The sequence below is a fragment of the Gordonia bronchialis DSM 43247 genome, assembly GCF_000024785.1.
GTDB lineage: Bacteria > Actinomycetota > Actinomycetes > Mycobacteriales > Mycobacteriaceae > Gordonia > Gordonia bronchialis.
Map to the genome: position 1 here is coordinate 351889 of NC_013441.1, position 14721 is coordinate 366609.

Below are 14721 nucleotides of genomic sequence, written 5' to 3' on the forward strand. Positions count from 1 at the left end.
GGTCAGGTCCTCGGCGCTGACACGGGGTGGGCCGTCGGCGAGACGCCGAACACGCTGCGCGAGTTCGCCGGAAGTCCGCCGGCGCAGCAACCGGTGCAAAACACTGAGCAGACGTGGATGCCGGCCAGTCGCGGCGAGGATGGTGAGTGGATCGGCGAGTGCCGCGTTGACCTCGTCGACGTCGAAATGTGCGGGATCGTCGAGCATTTCGGCCAGGCGTTCTGCGTCGGTGATGCCGCCGGAATTCTCGGGCGGTGCGGCACGTCCACCGTCGATGCACTGTGCACGCGGGGCGTCGGCGGGCAGCGGTTGGACCGCTTCGAGGATGAGGGTGTGGGCCCAGCAATCGTCGTAGTCGTGCACATAGCTCAGGGTGTCGCCGGGTTCGTGCATCGTCTCATCGATCTGCACGTCGTAGGTGGGTGCGCCGTCCTCGCCGCTGCTGACGACGTCGTGGGGGCACAGGAACACTTCACTCGCACGGTCAAAGGGGTTGCCACCCAGGGCAAAGCGGTGCAGATGCGAGTCTGTCCACCCGAAGGACGCCTGGATGATCTCGTGGATGGCGTCCAGGGTGAGGTCGGAGCGCAGCTGTAGCCGGCGCCAGATCGGCGGCTCGGCGCCGTCGAGGTCGATGCGGACGCGCAGGTGCATCGGCCTTGGAAGAGGCGGCTTGCGCAGCGCCGGACGCGGAGTCTGCAGCGCCGCCGCGATTGCGTCGAACTTCCGGCGGATCTCGTCGTCGGATGGAGGAGTGTCCACCGGGCGACCCTATCCAGCTACTGCGACAACACACCCGACCGCAGCGACATCGCCGCGATGAGCGCCGCCCCTCGCGCGCACACGAGTTCGGGGTCGTCGGGCATGACCACGGGGCACCCGAATCGTGCTGCGACGGTGTCGGGCAGCAACGGAAAGGTGGGGGCCGCGCCGATGAGCACCACATGGTCGGGGTCGGCGTGGCGGGCCATCGCCCGCACCGTCCCGGCCGCCTGTGGCCGGGCGAGGGCATACAGGTCGTCGAGGGTCAGCACGATGCCGTGATGTTCGAGGCCTCCGGCGGACGGGGTGTCGACGATCATCCGGGTGGCGGTGCCGCGCAACGTGGTTCGCACCTCGGCGCAATGGGCGCGTACCTGTGCGAGCAGCGCCGGATGATGCGGGACCGGATGACCCGCGCGCTGCGCTTTGGCCAGGACGCGATGCTGCAGCAGGTCGTCGAAGTGGTGTAATCCGAGACCGGGGAACCGGTGGGCCGTGGTGGTGGTGAGATGTCCCGAATGGGGCCGTCGCGCATACCCGATGACGGCACTGTCCTCCCGGAGGTCACAGATGGTCACCTCGTGGGCATCGGCGAGGCCGGCGGTGTGGTCGATCCATTCGAGCGCGGCGTCGGTGTCGGGGACCAGCAGCAGCGCGCGATGACGGTCGATGCCGGTGTCGACGAGGCTGTAGTACATCAGGTGTACCTGCGGCACGGTCCAGTACGCGGGGTGCGCGATGAGGACACGGTCGACGTGCTGGCCGAGAGATCGTTCGATGGTCCGCACGATCTCGGTCAGCAGTGCTGCGGTGAGCTGATCGGCAAGCCGGTCGGGTCCGCCGGGCACCGACATCGCGCGCGGGTCCCCGAGCCGGTCGACGAAGCGCCGGTACACCCCGTCAACACGGTGGTCAGCCAAGGCGGGGGAGGCCTGGGAGCGCCATCGCAGCGCCGCCGGGAAGGTGCGGAACGGCTCGACGCGGGGCGCGCTGCCGGTGTTCGGGTGGTCGCGACAGATCGTCGCGTGCACTCGATCGGATTGAAGATGAAGCCCGACGACGATGCTCATGGCAACCTCCGCAGATGGTCTCGCGTAGGTCGGCCCCGGGAAGGGTCTACCGGAATCCAGAGTGCGCGCTCGATCTGTCGAGGCCCTGACGGGTGGATGAGTGTTTCCTGGCAAACGGCCGGACCCGGCGAGGAAGGTCCCAACTGCACTGCCACGCTCACTGGGGACGTGTCACCAACGAGATGGCGTTGTCGAGCAGGTCGGCGAATCTACGCAGATCGGCCGTCATCTCGGCGCACAGGTCAATCTCTTCGGCAGGTGCATGCTGTGCGAGGGCTTGACGGTGTTTGCCGGCCCAGTCGAGCACCATCGTCTCGCAGAAGGTGCGATACCCGCGCAGACGGTCTGCTTTGCGATTCGCCAGGTGTGCGGCCCTTTCCGGCGAGAGCTCGCCGCGAGCAAAGATGTCCAGGAGCGTCTGCATCCCGACGGGCATGGTGCTGTGTGCGCACTCGTGGGCGCCCGGTCCCCCCGGGTTGAGCACCCTCACCACGGCCTCTCCGATCTCGTTGACGAAATACCGCCAACGGGCAAGTGCGGCTTCCATATTGTCGGGATGAAAGACAAGACAGTCGACGCTGAGCTGGGCGTACACGTGATCACTCGAGACGATGTAGGTGATTCCGCGGAAGAGATGCGAGTAGGTCTTGACCACGGTGGCCAGTGCGGACGAGTCGCTGAGTCGGTGGCAGACGGTGGCGGTGAACACGACCCGACGCTCGGCCTGCGGCACGAATACGCTTGTGGGCAGGGCGTCGGTCAGCGGTAGGTCGATCATCCCGTGGTCGGCCATCGTCAGTTCGCGCTGCGTCGTCGCAGACAGCCAGGAGAGCACCAGCTCCGCGAGGTGACAACAATCGGAGACGCGGATCGCGAGGGTCGTCGGATCCGGCTCCGCCTGGGGTCCCGCGGGAGGTATCGAGAGGTCGGGGACCGCTGACAGGTGGCGCCGCTGCTCCACGTCTGGCTGCGGCGGGATCTCGAACGGCGTGACCGAACCCCTCGGGTCACGCAGCGTGAGGAACGTGGGATGCGGAATGTTCCACAGGTCACGCAGCAGTTCGACGACCTGCGCCACCACCAACCGGTGCCGTTTGCGTCCGGCGTCGATGACCCACTCGTGTTTGCGGGTCAGGTACCGCCAGCCCATCTCGCTGAACCGTCGGTGCCGATCCGTGATCTCCTGTGCCAACTCGGCCGGCGTGCCGACGGTGCGGAGGGTGCGGACGAGATCGCTGGGGATGGAGCACCGGACCCCTCGGGACTTACTGGCCTCGAACCGCACGAAAACACGAAAACCCTTGTCCGGGAGTGACGCCCCGAGTTCGAGGAAGTTGAACCCGCCGTAGGTCAGGTCGCCGAGTCGCATGGCGAGATCGTTGACGAACTCCCGCCACGACTCGTCGATGGCGTCGTCGAAGTTGTTGATGGTCATGTGCCCTCCCCGAAGGTTCATCGAAGGTGTGTTCGATGAGAACTACTGTAGGGATGGGGTCTGACAAGAAGGTCGATGCAGGGCTCCGACGACAGTGACGACCGCGATGATCACCCCGGCGACCAGTAGGCCCACGCCGAGGTGAACGTTCATGAGCAGCACGCCCACCGCAGCACCCACCAGGATGGCCGCGATCGCTGCGAAGCGCCGCGCGGCGTCGCGCCCGAGGCCGGGCCCGGGCCCGAACACGTCTGCCGCAAGGCCCGTGATGGTGGAGGTGACGACGACCGTGGACACGTCCTTGACCGCGACCACTCGCGCGGTGGCGGCCTGGACTCCCATTGCGGTGGCGGCCGATGTGGTGACCGTGATCATCCACCCCCTCGTCGGCGAATCACCGACGGTGAAGAGAATGGCGGCCGACGCGACCATCACTGCGGCCACACACGCCAGCAACACGGTGGTGCGCGCCGACCAGCCTCGGGTGGCAGGGCGAAGGACCAGTCCCGCGACCCCCGCGCCGGCCATGAAACCGGCCAGCGCCAGCGCCGGCCCCAGAACCGGTAGCCCATCTCCGCCGGCCACACCCATACCCAGGATCACCACGTTGCCGGTCATGTTCCCGGTGAAGACCTTGTCGAGGCCCAGATAGCCGACGGCGTCGTTGATCCCGGTGGTGAAGGTGAGGGCGATCATCAACACCGCGTGTAGGCGCTCCGCCGGGGCGGCGTGAAACCGGCTCAGCACCCGAACTCCGGTGCGTCGCCGTTCATCGGGCGAAGTCCGCTCGCCAGATGCGTGCATGGACTCCCTTGACCACATCCACCACCTGGGATATGTCGAAATCTGTTGCGGCACTGAGGTAGGCGTGTGCCTGGGCGGGTGCCATCCCATACCGGGCGCCCAGCACCGGCCAGCGAAGACGAACCCTCAGAACTGCGTCACCGACAACCCGCCATCGTGATACTGCGAACGCAACCGCTTCTTGTCGAACTTGCCGACGCTGGTCTTGGGAACCTCGTTGATGACCGTCCAGTTCTCCGGTAGCTGCCAGTGGGCGACCTTGTCGGACAAGAACTCTCGCAGGGTTTCCGGGGTGGTGTCGGACCCTTCGCGCAGGACGACGGCCACCAGCGGGCGTTCATCCCACTTGGCGTCGGGGATGCCGATGACGGCGGCTTCGATGACGTCGGGGTGGCCCATGACGGCGTTCTCGAGGTCCACCGAGGAAATCCACTCGCCGCCGGACTTGATGATGTCCTTGGTGCGGTCGGTGAGGGTGAGGTAGCCGTCGGGGGTGATGGACCCGACGTCGCCGGTGCGCAGCCAGCCGTCGTGGAACTTCTCCGGGGCGTCGACGCCGTAGTAGGCGCCGGTGATCCACGGCCCGCTGACCTCGAGTTCGCCGATGGATGTGCCGTCGTTGGGGACCACGTCACCGAGGTCGTCGACGAGGCGGGCCTGCACCGACGCCGGGAAGCGGCCCTGGGTGTAGCGGTAGCGCCAGCGTTCCTCACCCTCGGTGTCGGCCGGTGCGCGCGACACCGATCCCAGGGGCGAGGTCTCGGTCATGCCCCAACCCTGCAGCACCTGGATGTCGTGGTCGTCTTGAAAAGCGTGCATCAGGGACGGCGGAACCGCGGACCCGCCGATGAGGACGTCGTGCATGCACGAGATGTCCTGCGGATGGGCTTCGAGGTATTGGTGCAGGCCCTGCCAGATGGTGGGAACGGCGGCGGCGAAGGTCGGTTGCTCGGCGGAGATCAGTTCGGCGAGCGGTTCGGGCTGCAGGAACCGGTCGGGCATGATCAGCGAAGCGCCGATCATGAACGCCGCGTACGGAAGTCCCCACGACATGGCGTGGAACTGCGGGACCACGGCCAGCGCGCGGTCACCCTGCCGGAGTGCCGGGCCCTCGGTGGAGCAGATCTGCATGGAATGCAGATAGATCGAACGATGGGAGTAGGCAACACCTTTCGGATCTCCGGTGGTGCCCGACGTGTAACACATCGCGGCGGCAGACCGTTCGTCGACCTCGGGCCAGTCGAAGGTGGTCGGCTGATCGGCGAGCAGCGTCTCATAGGCGTGCACGGTCACACCGTCGGGCGCCTCGACGCCGTCGGTGGAGTCGCCGTTGACGATCACGTGCTTCACCGTCCTCAGCTGCGGAAGCTGCGGGTTGAGCAGCGGGAGCAGCGTGGGGTCGACGATGATGATCTGGTCCTCGCCGTGATTGGCGACAAAGACCAGCTGCTCGGGGAACAACCGGATGTTGAGGGTGTGCAGCACCGCCCCCATCGCCGGCACCGCCAGGTAGGCCTCCATGTGTTCGGCGTTGTTCCACATGAACGTGCCCACCCGCTGATCGCCGTCGATGCCCAGACCGCGCAACGCGTGCGCCAGTTGTGCGCTGCGACGCCCGACCTCGGCGTAGCTCCGACGTCTCGACCCGCCGCCGACCCAGGTCACGACCTCGGCGGTGCCGTGGAAGGTGCTGCCGTGGCGCAGGATCTGCGCGACGGACAGGGGAAGGTCTTGCATGGTGCTGAGCATGGGTACTCCTGGTCGCGTCGTTCGGTGCCGCGGGTTCGTTCAGTTCAGAGGATGTCACCGCCGAACCGGACATGGGGTCGATTCGGGCGACTTCGACGACGCGGCGCAGGCCCTACAATCAGCGAGTCGAGTCACGAACGAGGAGTGTCGATGAACCTGCGATATACGACCGTCGTGGTGGCCTCCGGAGTTGCTTTGGCTTCCGGTGTCGCGGCGGCCGACGCTGGGGCGGCTCCTCGAACGGTCAACGCCGCCGACTATGCGACGCCGGGCAGCCCAGGCTCCTACCGATGGGCCTACGCGTCGTCGCCGCTGCGCGAGTGTGCCATCTACCCGGCGCAGGGTGGCCGGGGCGTGACCTGCTCGGTGGCGTTCCCGGCAGGCACCCCGGAGGTGAGCACCCTGCCGTTCTTCGGCCGGCCGAACGCCGTGCAGATCGTCGGCGGCCAGGTTCGCAACATCATCACCGAGGGCGGTCCGCCCGGCGCGCGGGTCCTGCCCGTCGGACACCAGATCGTCGTCGGATCGATCACCTGCACAGCGTTGGCGGGCCGCGGGATCGATTGCCAGTCGGGTAAGCGTGGATTTCGTTTTGAGCGTGGGGTTCTCACGAAACGCTGATCACGGTGCGGGGCTCGGATCGGTGGGCCCGATGTCCGTCCGCAGCTGTCCGGTGATCTCGTCGACCTTGGCGCCTATCGTCGGCGCGAAACGGGAGTCGTCGAAGCGTGGTTTGCCGTTGATGGTGAGCCCGTACTCGGCGAGCTGATCGCGCACCGGGTCCTTCATCTCGGCGAAAATCAGCGTGATGCCCTGGGCGAGAAGGTAATCGTCGAGTTCCACGAGTTCGTCGACGGCGGTCGCATCGATCTCGGTGATGGGTTCGGTGGCCAGGATGACGGTCGCGATGGCGCGGCCGGATCGTTGGGCGGCAACGACCTTGGAGCGCACGTAGTCGTCGAACATGCCGCCGTTGGCGAAGAACAGCGGCGCGTCGAAGCGGAGGATGAGGATGCCGTCGATGCGCTCGGCGTCGGGGTGGCGGGTCACGTCGTGATAGCCGCGCAGGCCGGGGACGCGCCCGAGTTCGGTGCGGTAGGGATGCCACGCCTGGTTGACGAAGGCGACGAACGCCAACCAAGCCCACGGCCACCAAAATGCCTTCGAGGACACCGAAATAGGCGTCGCCAATCAGCGCCGCGATCGACAGTGCCCCCTCGATCCAGTTGGCCCGGAACAGCGCGACGACGCCGGCGACGTCGATGAGGGAGATCGCCGCCGAGATCACCACCGCCGCCAACGCGGCCGACGGTAGATACGCGGTGATCCCCGGCGCCACGAAGATGAACACCACGATCAGCCCGGCACCGATCAGCGGGGCGAGTTGTGTTCGCGCCCCAGCCTGTTCGGCGACCGGCGTGCGCGACGACGACGCCGAGATGGCGAAGCCGCTGAGGAAGCCGGTCGCGATGTTCGCGGTGCCGATCACGGCCATCTCCTGGCTGCCGTTGACGGTGACACCAGCGCGGGTGGCGAAGGTGCGTGACAGCACGCTGGTGTCGGCGAAGGCGATCAACGCGATACCGACTGCGGCGGGCGCCAGGGTGATGGCGTCGGCGACGGTGATGCCACCGAGCGCCGGCGTCGGGAATCCGCGGGGCATGGCACCGGCCACCGACAGTCGGTCGTCGAGATCCCAGGAGTAGACGACGAGGATCGCACCGACCACCGCCACCAGCACCCCGGGAATCGTCTTGCGCCACTGCTTGAGTCCGATGATCACCACCAGGCAGACGACGCCGATGGTGGTGGGTAGCCACTGCGCCTCGCCGTTCGCGATTCCTTTCACGAGGTTGATGGCCTCGTCGATGATGTTGTCGCCGGAGATGCTGAACCCGAACAGTTTTGGCAACTGGCCGAGGATGACGACCAGCGCGATGCCGTTGAGGTAGCCGATGCGGATCGGTTTGGACAGCAGGTCGGTGACGAACCCCAGCCGCAGCAGGCCGCCGATCACCAGCACCACACCGACCTCGATGGACAACAGGCCGGCCAGGGCGATGCGCTCCTCGTCGAAGGCGGCCAGCGGGATGATCGCGGCGGCGATGATGGGGGCCAGCGACGAGTCGGGGCCGAGCACCAGGATGCGCGACGGCCCGACCAGCGCGTACACCAGCAGCGGCACGATGGTCGCGTACAGGCCGGTGACCGGCGGCAGGCCCGCCACCTCCGCATACCCCATGCCGGCGGGGATCAGCAGCGCGGTGAGCACGACGCCGGCCACGATGTCGCCACGCAGCCAGGACCGTTCGTAGTGTCGCAGCACCGCAAGGCCGGGCAGCAGACGGGTCGGCGAACCAGACGACATTGACCGATTATCGCCCCTGACGTCGCAGATCACGCTCGTTTGCCGGGGGTAACCACTCAGTCGAGCCGCGCGCCGGTCAATGCGCGGTGCGCGATGGCACGGCCGCCGGACCACCGGATCGGTGCGGTCCTCGGCTCGCCGACTCTATTGTTGGCGAGTCAGGATTCCGGTTCCCTCTCCGTGGCGGCGTCCGCGGTCGAAGTGGTAGTGGAGCTGGTCGCCCTGCAGTGTCAGTTCGAGCGGGACGACTTCAACGCAGCTGCCGTTCTTCGTGATTGTTTCGACGATGTGCAGGGTGCCGGAAATGAGTTTCGCCTCATGGAGATAGCCGTTGCACTGGAGCTCGGGGTATTCGACGCTCCCGACGACGGTGCGACCGTCGTGGCGCAGAGACAACAGGACTGAGTATTTGCGCGAGCCGGTCTGGTTGATGGGACCTTTCCAGGTTCCGAGCATTCCCCGCACCTGATCGACGGGGATGGGGGAACCGTCGCCGATAGCGTCGGCGGGGATCTCGGCGACCTCAAACGACACGTCGTCGGCGGAGAGGACGGTGCGAATCGCGCCCTCGAGCTGCGTCCACAAGGCGGCGCCGCCATCTGTGACGATGCCGATGATCGAGGCGACGACTCCGCCGGCGACTGCGCCGATACAGCGGGCTGCGGCCGCCATGCCGGAGCCGCTGGCCTCCTCGTCCAGTGTTCCCGCGGAGATGAGACCTTGAATGCACTTGGCGCTGTCGAGCCGCGACGCGATCTCGTCGGGAATGAAGATGTCGACTGCCAAAGCGGCCGTGCGCACTTGGGACATGACGGGATCGACCGTCATCCGTACCCGGGTGTCGGTGAGTTCGTCGGTGGTCAGGTTCAGTGTGCTGTCCGGTAGCAGCAGTGCATTGCTGTTCGACGTCTGACGCCAGACCGAGTCTGCTATCGCACTCGCAATACTCAGCGTCGTCGGATACTGCGCCTGCCATCGCGGCTGCGTCGATACCTGCCATGTGGGACCGGAATTCGCCTGCAGCGACAGCTTGACGTCTGATCCCTCCCGCGACAGGCACGGCCATGCCACGTCACCGGCGATGCTCGACACCCGCCCTCCGGCATCGGGATAGAGCCCATCCCGCTGGAAACATCCGGGTGCCGGCGAGGTGATCCCGAGCGCATTGGCCACGTACTCCGTGGCGTACTGACGGTATCTCTCGACGTCGAAGATCACCGGCCAGAAGCTGCTCAAATGATCGGTCTGAGCACTGAGGGTAGAGCCCTCCCCATACGGCAGAAGCTCCACCTTGCCGGCCGACTCGGTGATGACGAATGTGTTTGCGGTCCGCTGAATCTGCTTGAAATCAATGGTGATCGGACTGGCAGGTTGTTGCCCGGTCCCCAGGACGATGGTGACGCCGGGCGCCGCCGGAGCTGCGAAGCGCGCCCACTCTCCCGGGACGGCCGCGCTGGTGCGGTCAACCGAGACTGTGGTGCCAGACGGTGCCACCCCGGCGGCCGCGGTGATGGCGACGTCGTCCGACGAGTAGGAGAGCCCGGAGTCGGTGACCGACGCCGTGGGACCACCCTCGCTGCGACTGGCCGTCGGTTGCCCGTCGACCGTGCATCCCGACACCACCAGCATCGCAGTGGCCACGGTGGCCAGCGCGCAGACCCAACGTCTCATGGAGGTTCCTCTCGAAGGTGGGTCAGGGAGAATTGTTCGGTGACAGCCTGATTGACGGTTCACTGCGACCGGAGCCGAGCAGCCACGTCGGCGATAGCATTCTCGAAGCGGTCTCGACCGCCGGCGGTGTTGAGCCCACGCATCGAGCAGTGCGGAATGTTGCCCGCAGGCACGTAGAGCCCGTCCCGAGTGATGTCCCCGCGTTGCCACCCGTCGCGGGCGGCCGCGCCGAGCAGAAGAACGATCTCCAGTCGCGGCAGCATGGCAACGATCTCACGTGTCCAGCGCACGCCGCGCACCCGCTCGGCGGGCGTCGAGCCACCGTTCTTCACACCGGCGACCGGGAACGGAACGACGTTCCAGTGCACCACATCCGAGATCTGCACTCCGTGTCGCTGGTACGCCTCACGACAGTTACGTGCGGTGCGGTCGTCATTGTCGAGACTCAACAATCCTGACCCCGAACCCGATTCGGCTTTGGTCGACGGATTGTCTAACAGCACCAACATTCTCGCGTCGATACCACCCGTGTCGGGATCGACGTACGGTACCTCGCCCTTCCCGAACCCCTCCGTGAGTGCGATCCGGTCGGCGAGATCGTTGATCGGCTGCACGTGGGGCGACCGAATCCGGCTCATCTTGTCGGCGACGACGCGGGGATCGGCGTTGCGGCCGTTGATATTGCCCATGTTGGTGGCTAGCTGGATGGGATCAATCATCGGGGCCTCCATCAGGCGTGTTGGTGGACCGAATGTATCCGACATCTCGGACACTGCGGGCCCGTCGTCTGATCGGACGACAGTCGAATCGACCCTGTGGTCCCGGCGCTGCCACATGAGTCTGTTCGCACGCCTCGGCGACCAACTCGCTCTCGACATCGGCGAGTTGGCTCAGTGGTCGGCTGCGGACCGACGATTCACCATTGCCAGCGCAGACCCTGCGCGGTCTCCCGGCACGTTGCCTTGCCATCGGTTCCGGCGACGATCGCCTGCGCACCGAGCCTGCGGCACTGTTCACCTATCCGCACCTTGGGTGCCCGGTGAACCGCCTTGCTTTCCCACGCGCTGTTGAGCGCGGAGCAGAAGAGTTTGCCGTCGCGGGAGGTCTGCCCGAATTCGTGGACGTAGCACGGCCCGCCCTCCCGCTGCACTGAGGCCGGCGCGGCGTCGGCGACACCGGCCAAGCCGAAAGTCAGTGCCGCAGCGGCGATGACAGTTGCACCAGTGATCGACTTCATGAGGAACACCGTATCGGTGCATTCCGGTCATCGGAAGTGATCTCCGGGTGTTCGTCCGGTTGGGGGACCACCGGCCGATAGTCGTGCGGGCTCGTTGCGGTTACAGCTGACGGCGGAGGTCGGCCGCTGAGCGCGTCAGCTTTTCAGCGCCCGGCGAGCGAGCGCGATGGCGGTCGGACTGACGCGGAGTGGCTCGCTGAACCGGGTGGGTTCGGACACATTGGTCAACACGACATACACCTCACCGCGCACCTGATAATCCCTCAGCGGTGCGTTGTCTCGACGCCAGTCGAGCGCGTTGAGGAGATCCGCGATCAGGGGCCGGGGCAACGTCCCGTCGTCGCAAGAGGCTGTGAGGAACAACGTCAGCAGGTCGCACTCGGACTCGAATATGCCCGTCTCCGTGTGCATTATCTTCTGCGCAAGGTAGTCGAGCAGCTTGTCAGGATCGTCGGCCAACGCGGTTCCGCGTTTGGTTCGCAGGAGCCGACCTTTGTACTTGCGCAACAGTCCCAATTTCTGCAGGGATTCCCGGAACAGCAGCAAGGGGTAACAGTCGTTTTCCCTTGTGCGAGCGCCGATCCAGTCGTTCAACTCGGGCACCACCGCGCAGGCGGCGGGAACCACGGCGGGCTTGAGATAGCCGGCAGCGGTCAGCGGGAACCATCGTCGCCCGCCTCGGTCAGGAACCAGAGATATGGTCGCAGGCCGACAGCGAGTTCCCCGGGGGACACCGGGTCGGGATCGTCGAGCGCGGCGGTGACCGCGTCGATGTCGAAGTGGGCCGGGTCGTCGAGTACCCGGGCGAGGTCGGCGGCGTCGACGAGGTGCCCGCAGTCCTCCGGTGGTGCCGCACGCTCGGCGTCGACGCAGCGCACGGGCGGAGCGTCGTTGGTTAGCGGGGTGATTTCCTCGAGGCGCAGGGTGAGGCGGCAGTCGTCCCCGTAGTCGTATACGTAGTGCAGGGTGTCGCCGGGATCGTGCATCGTCTCGTCGAGGCGTACCGCCTCGGCCGGGCTGCCCTCGTCCTCGCCTTCGGCGACGTCGAACGGACACAGGAACAGTTCGCTGGTGAACTCGAACGGTCCGCCTCCGAGCGAGAACCGGTGCAGGTGATAGTCGAGCACGCACACGACGCCTGGATGGCGCGGTGCACGACGTCGATGGTCAGGTCGGACCAGAACTCGAGGCGACACCAGATGGGTGGGGTTGCGTCGTCGAGGTCGATGTGGATGCGGAACAGTACCGGCTCGGGCAGGGGCTTCTTGCGCAGCTACGGGCGCGGAGGTGGTGGCTCGAACGCCCGGCTGAACGGTGATGGCTGGTTCGGGTCCAGGCCGCCGGTGATGAGCTCGAACCGTGGGCGGGCGGCGTCGTCGGAGGGGTTTCCGGTCATGGGGACACGGTGGTCGGGGTATGGCCAGGCGAGAGTCACCACGTGGAGCGTCGCGGATGACATCTTCGGCGATGAGCAGAGCCGAGGGTCGCGCGTCTGTCGATAGGTACGTGCTGGTGACGATCTCACGCCGAACTTGTGCACAGGCGATGGAGTAGCCCTGCTGGAGGCACGTGTGAGGAGGTAACGTAGCGGCCATTCTGACGGTCGGCGTCATGCCGGATCTGGACTGGGGGCACGTCATGGGTGACGACAGCATGGATGTTGGTGACCTGGGGTACAAGGCATTGACCTTGGATGTGCCGCTCCACTCTGGGGACCGAGGTGGGGTCGTCCGCTTCTCGACGGTGGACTGGGAGGGGCGAGCTCGGGCTGCGGAAGATGCTGCCGCGAAGTTGGCAGGCGCTATCGAAACCCTGTCTGTTGTGCTCCCGAACAACTACTTCGGCGATTGTGTGGAAGGTCGGGAGATGTATGTGCGTGCGAAAGCGGCGGTCGATTCGTGGCGCGAGTCGTTGAAGGGACATCGCGCCGAGCTGGATGCACTCGCCACGCAATGCCGCACGGCAGCATCAGAACTCGATTCAGCCGATGTTGACGGCGCGCACGGAATCGAAACATGAGGGTGAGCTATCCGGTGGACGGTGCAGTCGCAAAGTTGATGTTGGTAGTAGGTGCACTCGCCTCGACAACGGCCGTCACTGCTTGCAGTGTGTCAGGCACCGCCGTTGGAGTGAGATCGTCTGTCGTTCAGTCGCAAATGCCTGCACCGGATCCGATAAGGCAAGTCGACGATGGGGGTCGTCGGTTGCCATTCGCTACGACGTTCCCGCATCGGTGGAGTAGGAACAATGACGGAACGACGTACGAACCCTGCACTGCGCTGTCCCCGGCAGCTCTTCAGTCACTCCATCTAGATCCGGCGACGGCGAAGGATGCCGCTGTGGCGGATGGACAAACAGCGCGAGGGTGTAGTTGGCGCTATCAAGGTCAAAGGTATTCTCGGGTTGCCCAACACGTTGGAAACATGAATGGTGGCGTCACCGGGATCTCCGACTACAAACTCCGAAACGACGACTTCACCTGGTTCCCCGACCTCAACATTGGTGGGCGCCGAGTCGGGCTCTTCTCCTTGGGTGGCGACGCGTGTGACACGATCGTTGAATCTGGTCGCGCCTTCGTTTTCACCGACGTGGCCCTCGGGCGACTCGATGATGACGTCACCGAGAACTGCAACCGTGCCATCGCGTTCACGCGTGCAACGATCGATCTGATGCCGCGCTAGTCTCGCGCTGCGGGTCTCGTCGGTTAGTCTGCGGTTTCGTCGAACCGCCCCGACATCCGCTCGACTCCGCGAAACAAGGCCGAATGATCGAGCCCGGCATCACCGTTCGCCCGCGCCGACGCCATCAACGTCGCGACGAGTGACCCGAGCGGCGTGACCACGCCGGCATCCCGCGCGGCAGCGGTGACGATACCGAGGTCTTTGTGGTGCAGGTCGATTCGGCCACCGGGTGCGAAGTCGCGGCCGAGCATGCGGTGCGCCTTGTGGTCCAGCACCGTCGAACCGGCCAGCCCGCCGCCAAGGACCTTGATCGCGGTTGCGGTGTCGACGTCGTGGGCTTCGAGGAAGACGATCGCCTCGGCGAGCGCCTGGATGTTGGCGGCGACGATCAGCTGATTGGCAGCTTTCACCGTCTGCCCGCTGCCGCTGGGCCCGACGTGCACGACCGTCGAACCCACCGTCTCGAGGATCGGGAGTGCCCGGGTGAATGCCTCGTCGGAGCCGCCGACCATGATCGACAGCTTGCCCGTGACCGCGCCCTCCTCGCCGCCGGACACGGGGGCGTCGAGGAAAATCAGACCGGCCGCCTCCGCCAGCTCGGCCATGCGAATCGCGACATCGGGTGCGATGGTGGAGAAGTCGACGATCACCGTGCCAGGTGTGGCATGCGCGAAGACGCCGTCGTCGCCGGTGAGTACCTCTTCGATGTTGGGGGAGTCTGGCAGGTTCAGGGCTACCAGCTCGGCGGAGGTGACGGCCTCGGCAACCGTCTCGGCGGCACGACCACCCGCCTCGACCAGGGCGGCGGCCTCGACGACGTGCGGTTGTACCCGACGACGGTGTGCCCGGCACGCGCCAGGTTGATCGCCATGGGGCTGCCCATGACGCCAAGTCCGATGAATCCGATTGTGGCCATGGGTTACTCCTGTGTTGTCTCGTCGTTG

General features: G+C 66.0%; 13 protein-coding genes and 3 pseudogenes. 3 read left to right on the forward strand and 13 right to left on the reverse strand.

Features of this window, described 5'->3' with window-relative positions; genetic code table 11:
• Positions 1–171 precede the first annotated feature (171 nt).
• From GBRO_RS26730 to GBRO_RS01610, 5 genes and pseudogenes are all read right to left on the reverse strand, one after another.
• A pseudogene (locus GBRO_RS26730) lies at positions 172–654 on the reverse strand (plasmid pRiA4b ORF-3 family protein); the annotation flags it as partial.
• A 125-nt stretch (positions 655–779) separates the two neighbouring features.
• Positions 780–1832 (reverse strand): Hsp70 family protein, encoded by a 1053-nt coding sequence (locus tag GBRO_RS01595; protein ID WP_012832254.1) that lies wholly within the window; start codon positions 1830–1832, stop codon positions 780–782.
• A gap of 157 nt (positions 1833–1989) precedes the next feature.
• Positions 1990–3267: a TY-Chap domain-containing protein gene (locus tag GBRO_RS01600; RefSeq protein ID WP_012832255.1), complete on the reverse strand. Its 1278-nt coding sequence runs from the start codon at positions 3265–3267 to the stop codon at positions 1990–1992.
• Between the two features lie 42 nt (positions 3268–3309).
• On the reverse strand, positions 3310–4071 hold the full coding sequence (locus GBRO_RS01605) for a YoaK family protein (RefSeq protein WP_115311639.1): 762 nt from the start codon (positions 4069–4071) through the stop codon (positions 3310–3312).
• Positions 4072–4197: 126 nt separating this feature from the next.
• Positions 4198–5820, reverse strand: a complete 1623-nt coding sequence (locus tag GBRO_RS01610) for a long-chain fatty acid--CoA ligase (RefSeq protein ID WP_012832258.1) — start codon at positions 5818–5820, stop codon at positions 4198–4200.
• A gap of 150 nt (positions 5821–5970) precedes the next feature.
• On the opposite strand from GBRO_RS01610, the gene GBRO_RS01615 reads away from it, so the two are divergent.
• Positions 5971–6441 carry a hypothetical protein gene (locus tag GBRO_RS01615; RefSeq protein WP_012832259.1) on the forward strand — a complete coding sequence of 157 codons (471 nt, stop codon included), beginning with the start codon at positions 5971–5973 and terminating at the stop codon, positions 6439–6441.
• Here the strand turns inward: GBRO_RS01615 and GBRO_RS01620 are convergent.
• From GBRO_RS01620 to GBRO_RS27330, 7 genes and pseudogenes are all read right to left on the reverse strand, one after another.
• Positions 6442–8188 (reverse strand): annotated as a pseudogene (locus GBRO_RS01620) (SulP family inorganic anion transporter).
• 144 nt (positions 8189–8332) lie between these two features.
• The gene (locus tag GBRO_RS01625; protein ID WP_012832260.1) at positions 8333–9859 is read right to left on the reverse strand and encodes a hypothetical protein; all 1527 of its coding nucleotides are present in this window, start codon (positions 9857–9859) and stop codon (positions 8333–8335) included.
• Positions 9860–9918: 59 nt separating this feature from the next.
• The gene (locus GBRO_RS01630) at positions 9919–10578 is read right to left on the reverse strand and encodes a uracil-DNA glycosylase (protein WP_012832261.1); all 660 of its coding nucleotides are present in this window, start codon (positions 10576–10578) and stop codon (positions 9919–9921) included.
• Between the two features lie 197 nt (positions 10579–10775).
• Positions 10776–11096 carry a hypothetical protein gene (locus GBRO_RS01635; RefSeq protein ID WP_012832262.1) on the reverse strand — a complete coding sequence of 107 codons (321 nt, stop codon included), beginning with the start codon at positions 11094–11096 and terminating at the stop codon, positions 10776–10778.
• Between the two features lie 135 nt (positions 11097–11231).
• The gene (locus GBRO_RS25695) at positions 11232–11690 is read right to left on the reverse strand and encodes a hypothetical protein (protein WP_147290613.1); all 459 of its coding nucleotides are present in this window, start codon (positions 11688–11690) and stop codon (positions 11232–11234) included.
• Between the two features lie 59 nt (positions 11691–11749).
• A complete protein-coding gene (locus GBRO_RS26180; protein ID WP_169309851.1) occupies positions 11750–12229 on the reverse strand; it encodes a plasmid pRiA4b ORF-3 family protein in 480 nt (159 codons plus the stop codon).
• A gap of 140 nt (positions 12230–12369) precedes the next feature.
• Positions 12370–12492: a hypothetical protein gene (locus GBRO_RS27330; RefSeq protein ID WP_256596282.1), complete on the reverse strand. Its 123-nt coding sequence runs from the start codon at positions 12490–12492 to the stop codon at positions 12370–12372.
• Between the two features lie 215 nt (positions 12493–12707).
• Between GBRO_RS27330 and GBRO_RS25875 the strand changes: the two genes are divergently transcribed.
• The gene (locus tag GBRO_RS25875) at positions 12708–13115 is read left to right on the forward strand and encodes a hypothetical protein (RefSeq protein ID WP_012832263.1); all 408 of its coding nucleotides are present in this window, start codon (positions 12708–12710) and stop codon (positions 13113–13115) included.
• A 38-nt stretch (positions 13116–13153) separates the two neighbouring features.
• On the forward strand, positions 13154–13777 hold the full coding sequence (locus GBRO_RS25025; RefSeq protein WP_041920134.1) for a DUF3558 family protein: 624 nt from the start codon (positions 13154–13156) through the stop codon (positions 13775–13777).
• A gap of 23 nt (positions 13778–13800) precedes the next feature.
• Here GBRO_RS25025 and GBRO_RS01655 read toward each other — a convergent pair.
• Positions 13801–14693, reverse strand: a pseudogene (locus GBRO_RS01655) (NAD(P)-dependent oxidoreductase).
• Positions 14694–14721: the final 28 nt, after the last annotated feature.

Coding starts and splice junctions, on each gene's coding strand:
- GBRO_RS27330 (WP_256596282.1), bottom strand. CDS start 12,492: ATGACCGGAAACCCCTCCGACGACGCCGCCCGCCCACGGTTCGAGCTC.
- GBRO_RS25875 (WP_012832263.1), top strand. CDS start 12,708: ATGCCGGATCTGGACTGGGGGCACGTCATGGGTGACGACAGCATGGAT.
- GBRO_RS25025 (WP_041920134.1), top strand. CDS start 13,154: ATGTTGGTAGTAGGTGCACTCGCCTCGACAACGGCCGTCACTGCTTGC.
- GBRO_RS01595 (WP_012832254.1), bottom strand. CDS start 1,832: ATGAGCATCGTCGTCGGGCTTCATCTTCAATCCGATCGAGTGCACGCG.
- GBRO_RS01615 (WP_012832259.1), top strand. CDS start 5,971: ATGAACCTGCGATATACGACCGTCGTGGTGGCCTCCGGAGTTGCTTTG.
- GBRO_RS01625 (WP_012832260.1), bottom strand. CDS start 9,859: ATGAGACGTTGGGTCTGCGCGCTGGCCACCGTGGCCACTGCGATGCTG.
- GBRO_RS01610 (WP_012832258.1), bottom strand. CDS start 5,820: ATGCTCAGCACCATGCAAGACCTTCCCCTGTCCGTCGCGCAGATCCTG.
- GBRO_RS01600 (WP_012832255.1), bottom strand. CDS start 3,267: ATGACCATCAACAACTTCGACGACGCCATCGACGAGTCGTGGCGGGAG.
- GBRO_RS01605 (WP_115311639.1), bottom strand. CDS start 4,071: ATGCACGCATCTGGCGAGCGGACTTCGCCCGATGAACGGCGACGCACC.
- GBRO_RS01630 (WP_012832261.1), bottom strand. CDS start 10,578: ATGATTGATCCCATCCAGCTAGCCACCAACATGGGCAATATCAACGGC.
- GBRO_RS01635 (WP_012832262.1), bottom strand. CDS start 11,096: ATGAAGTCGATCACTGGTGCAACTGTCATCGCCGCTGCGGCACTGACT.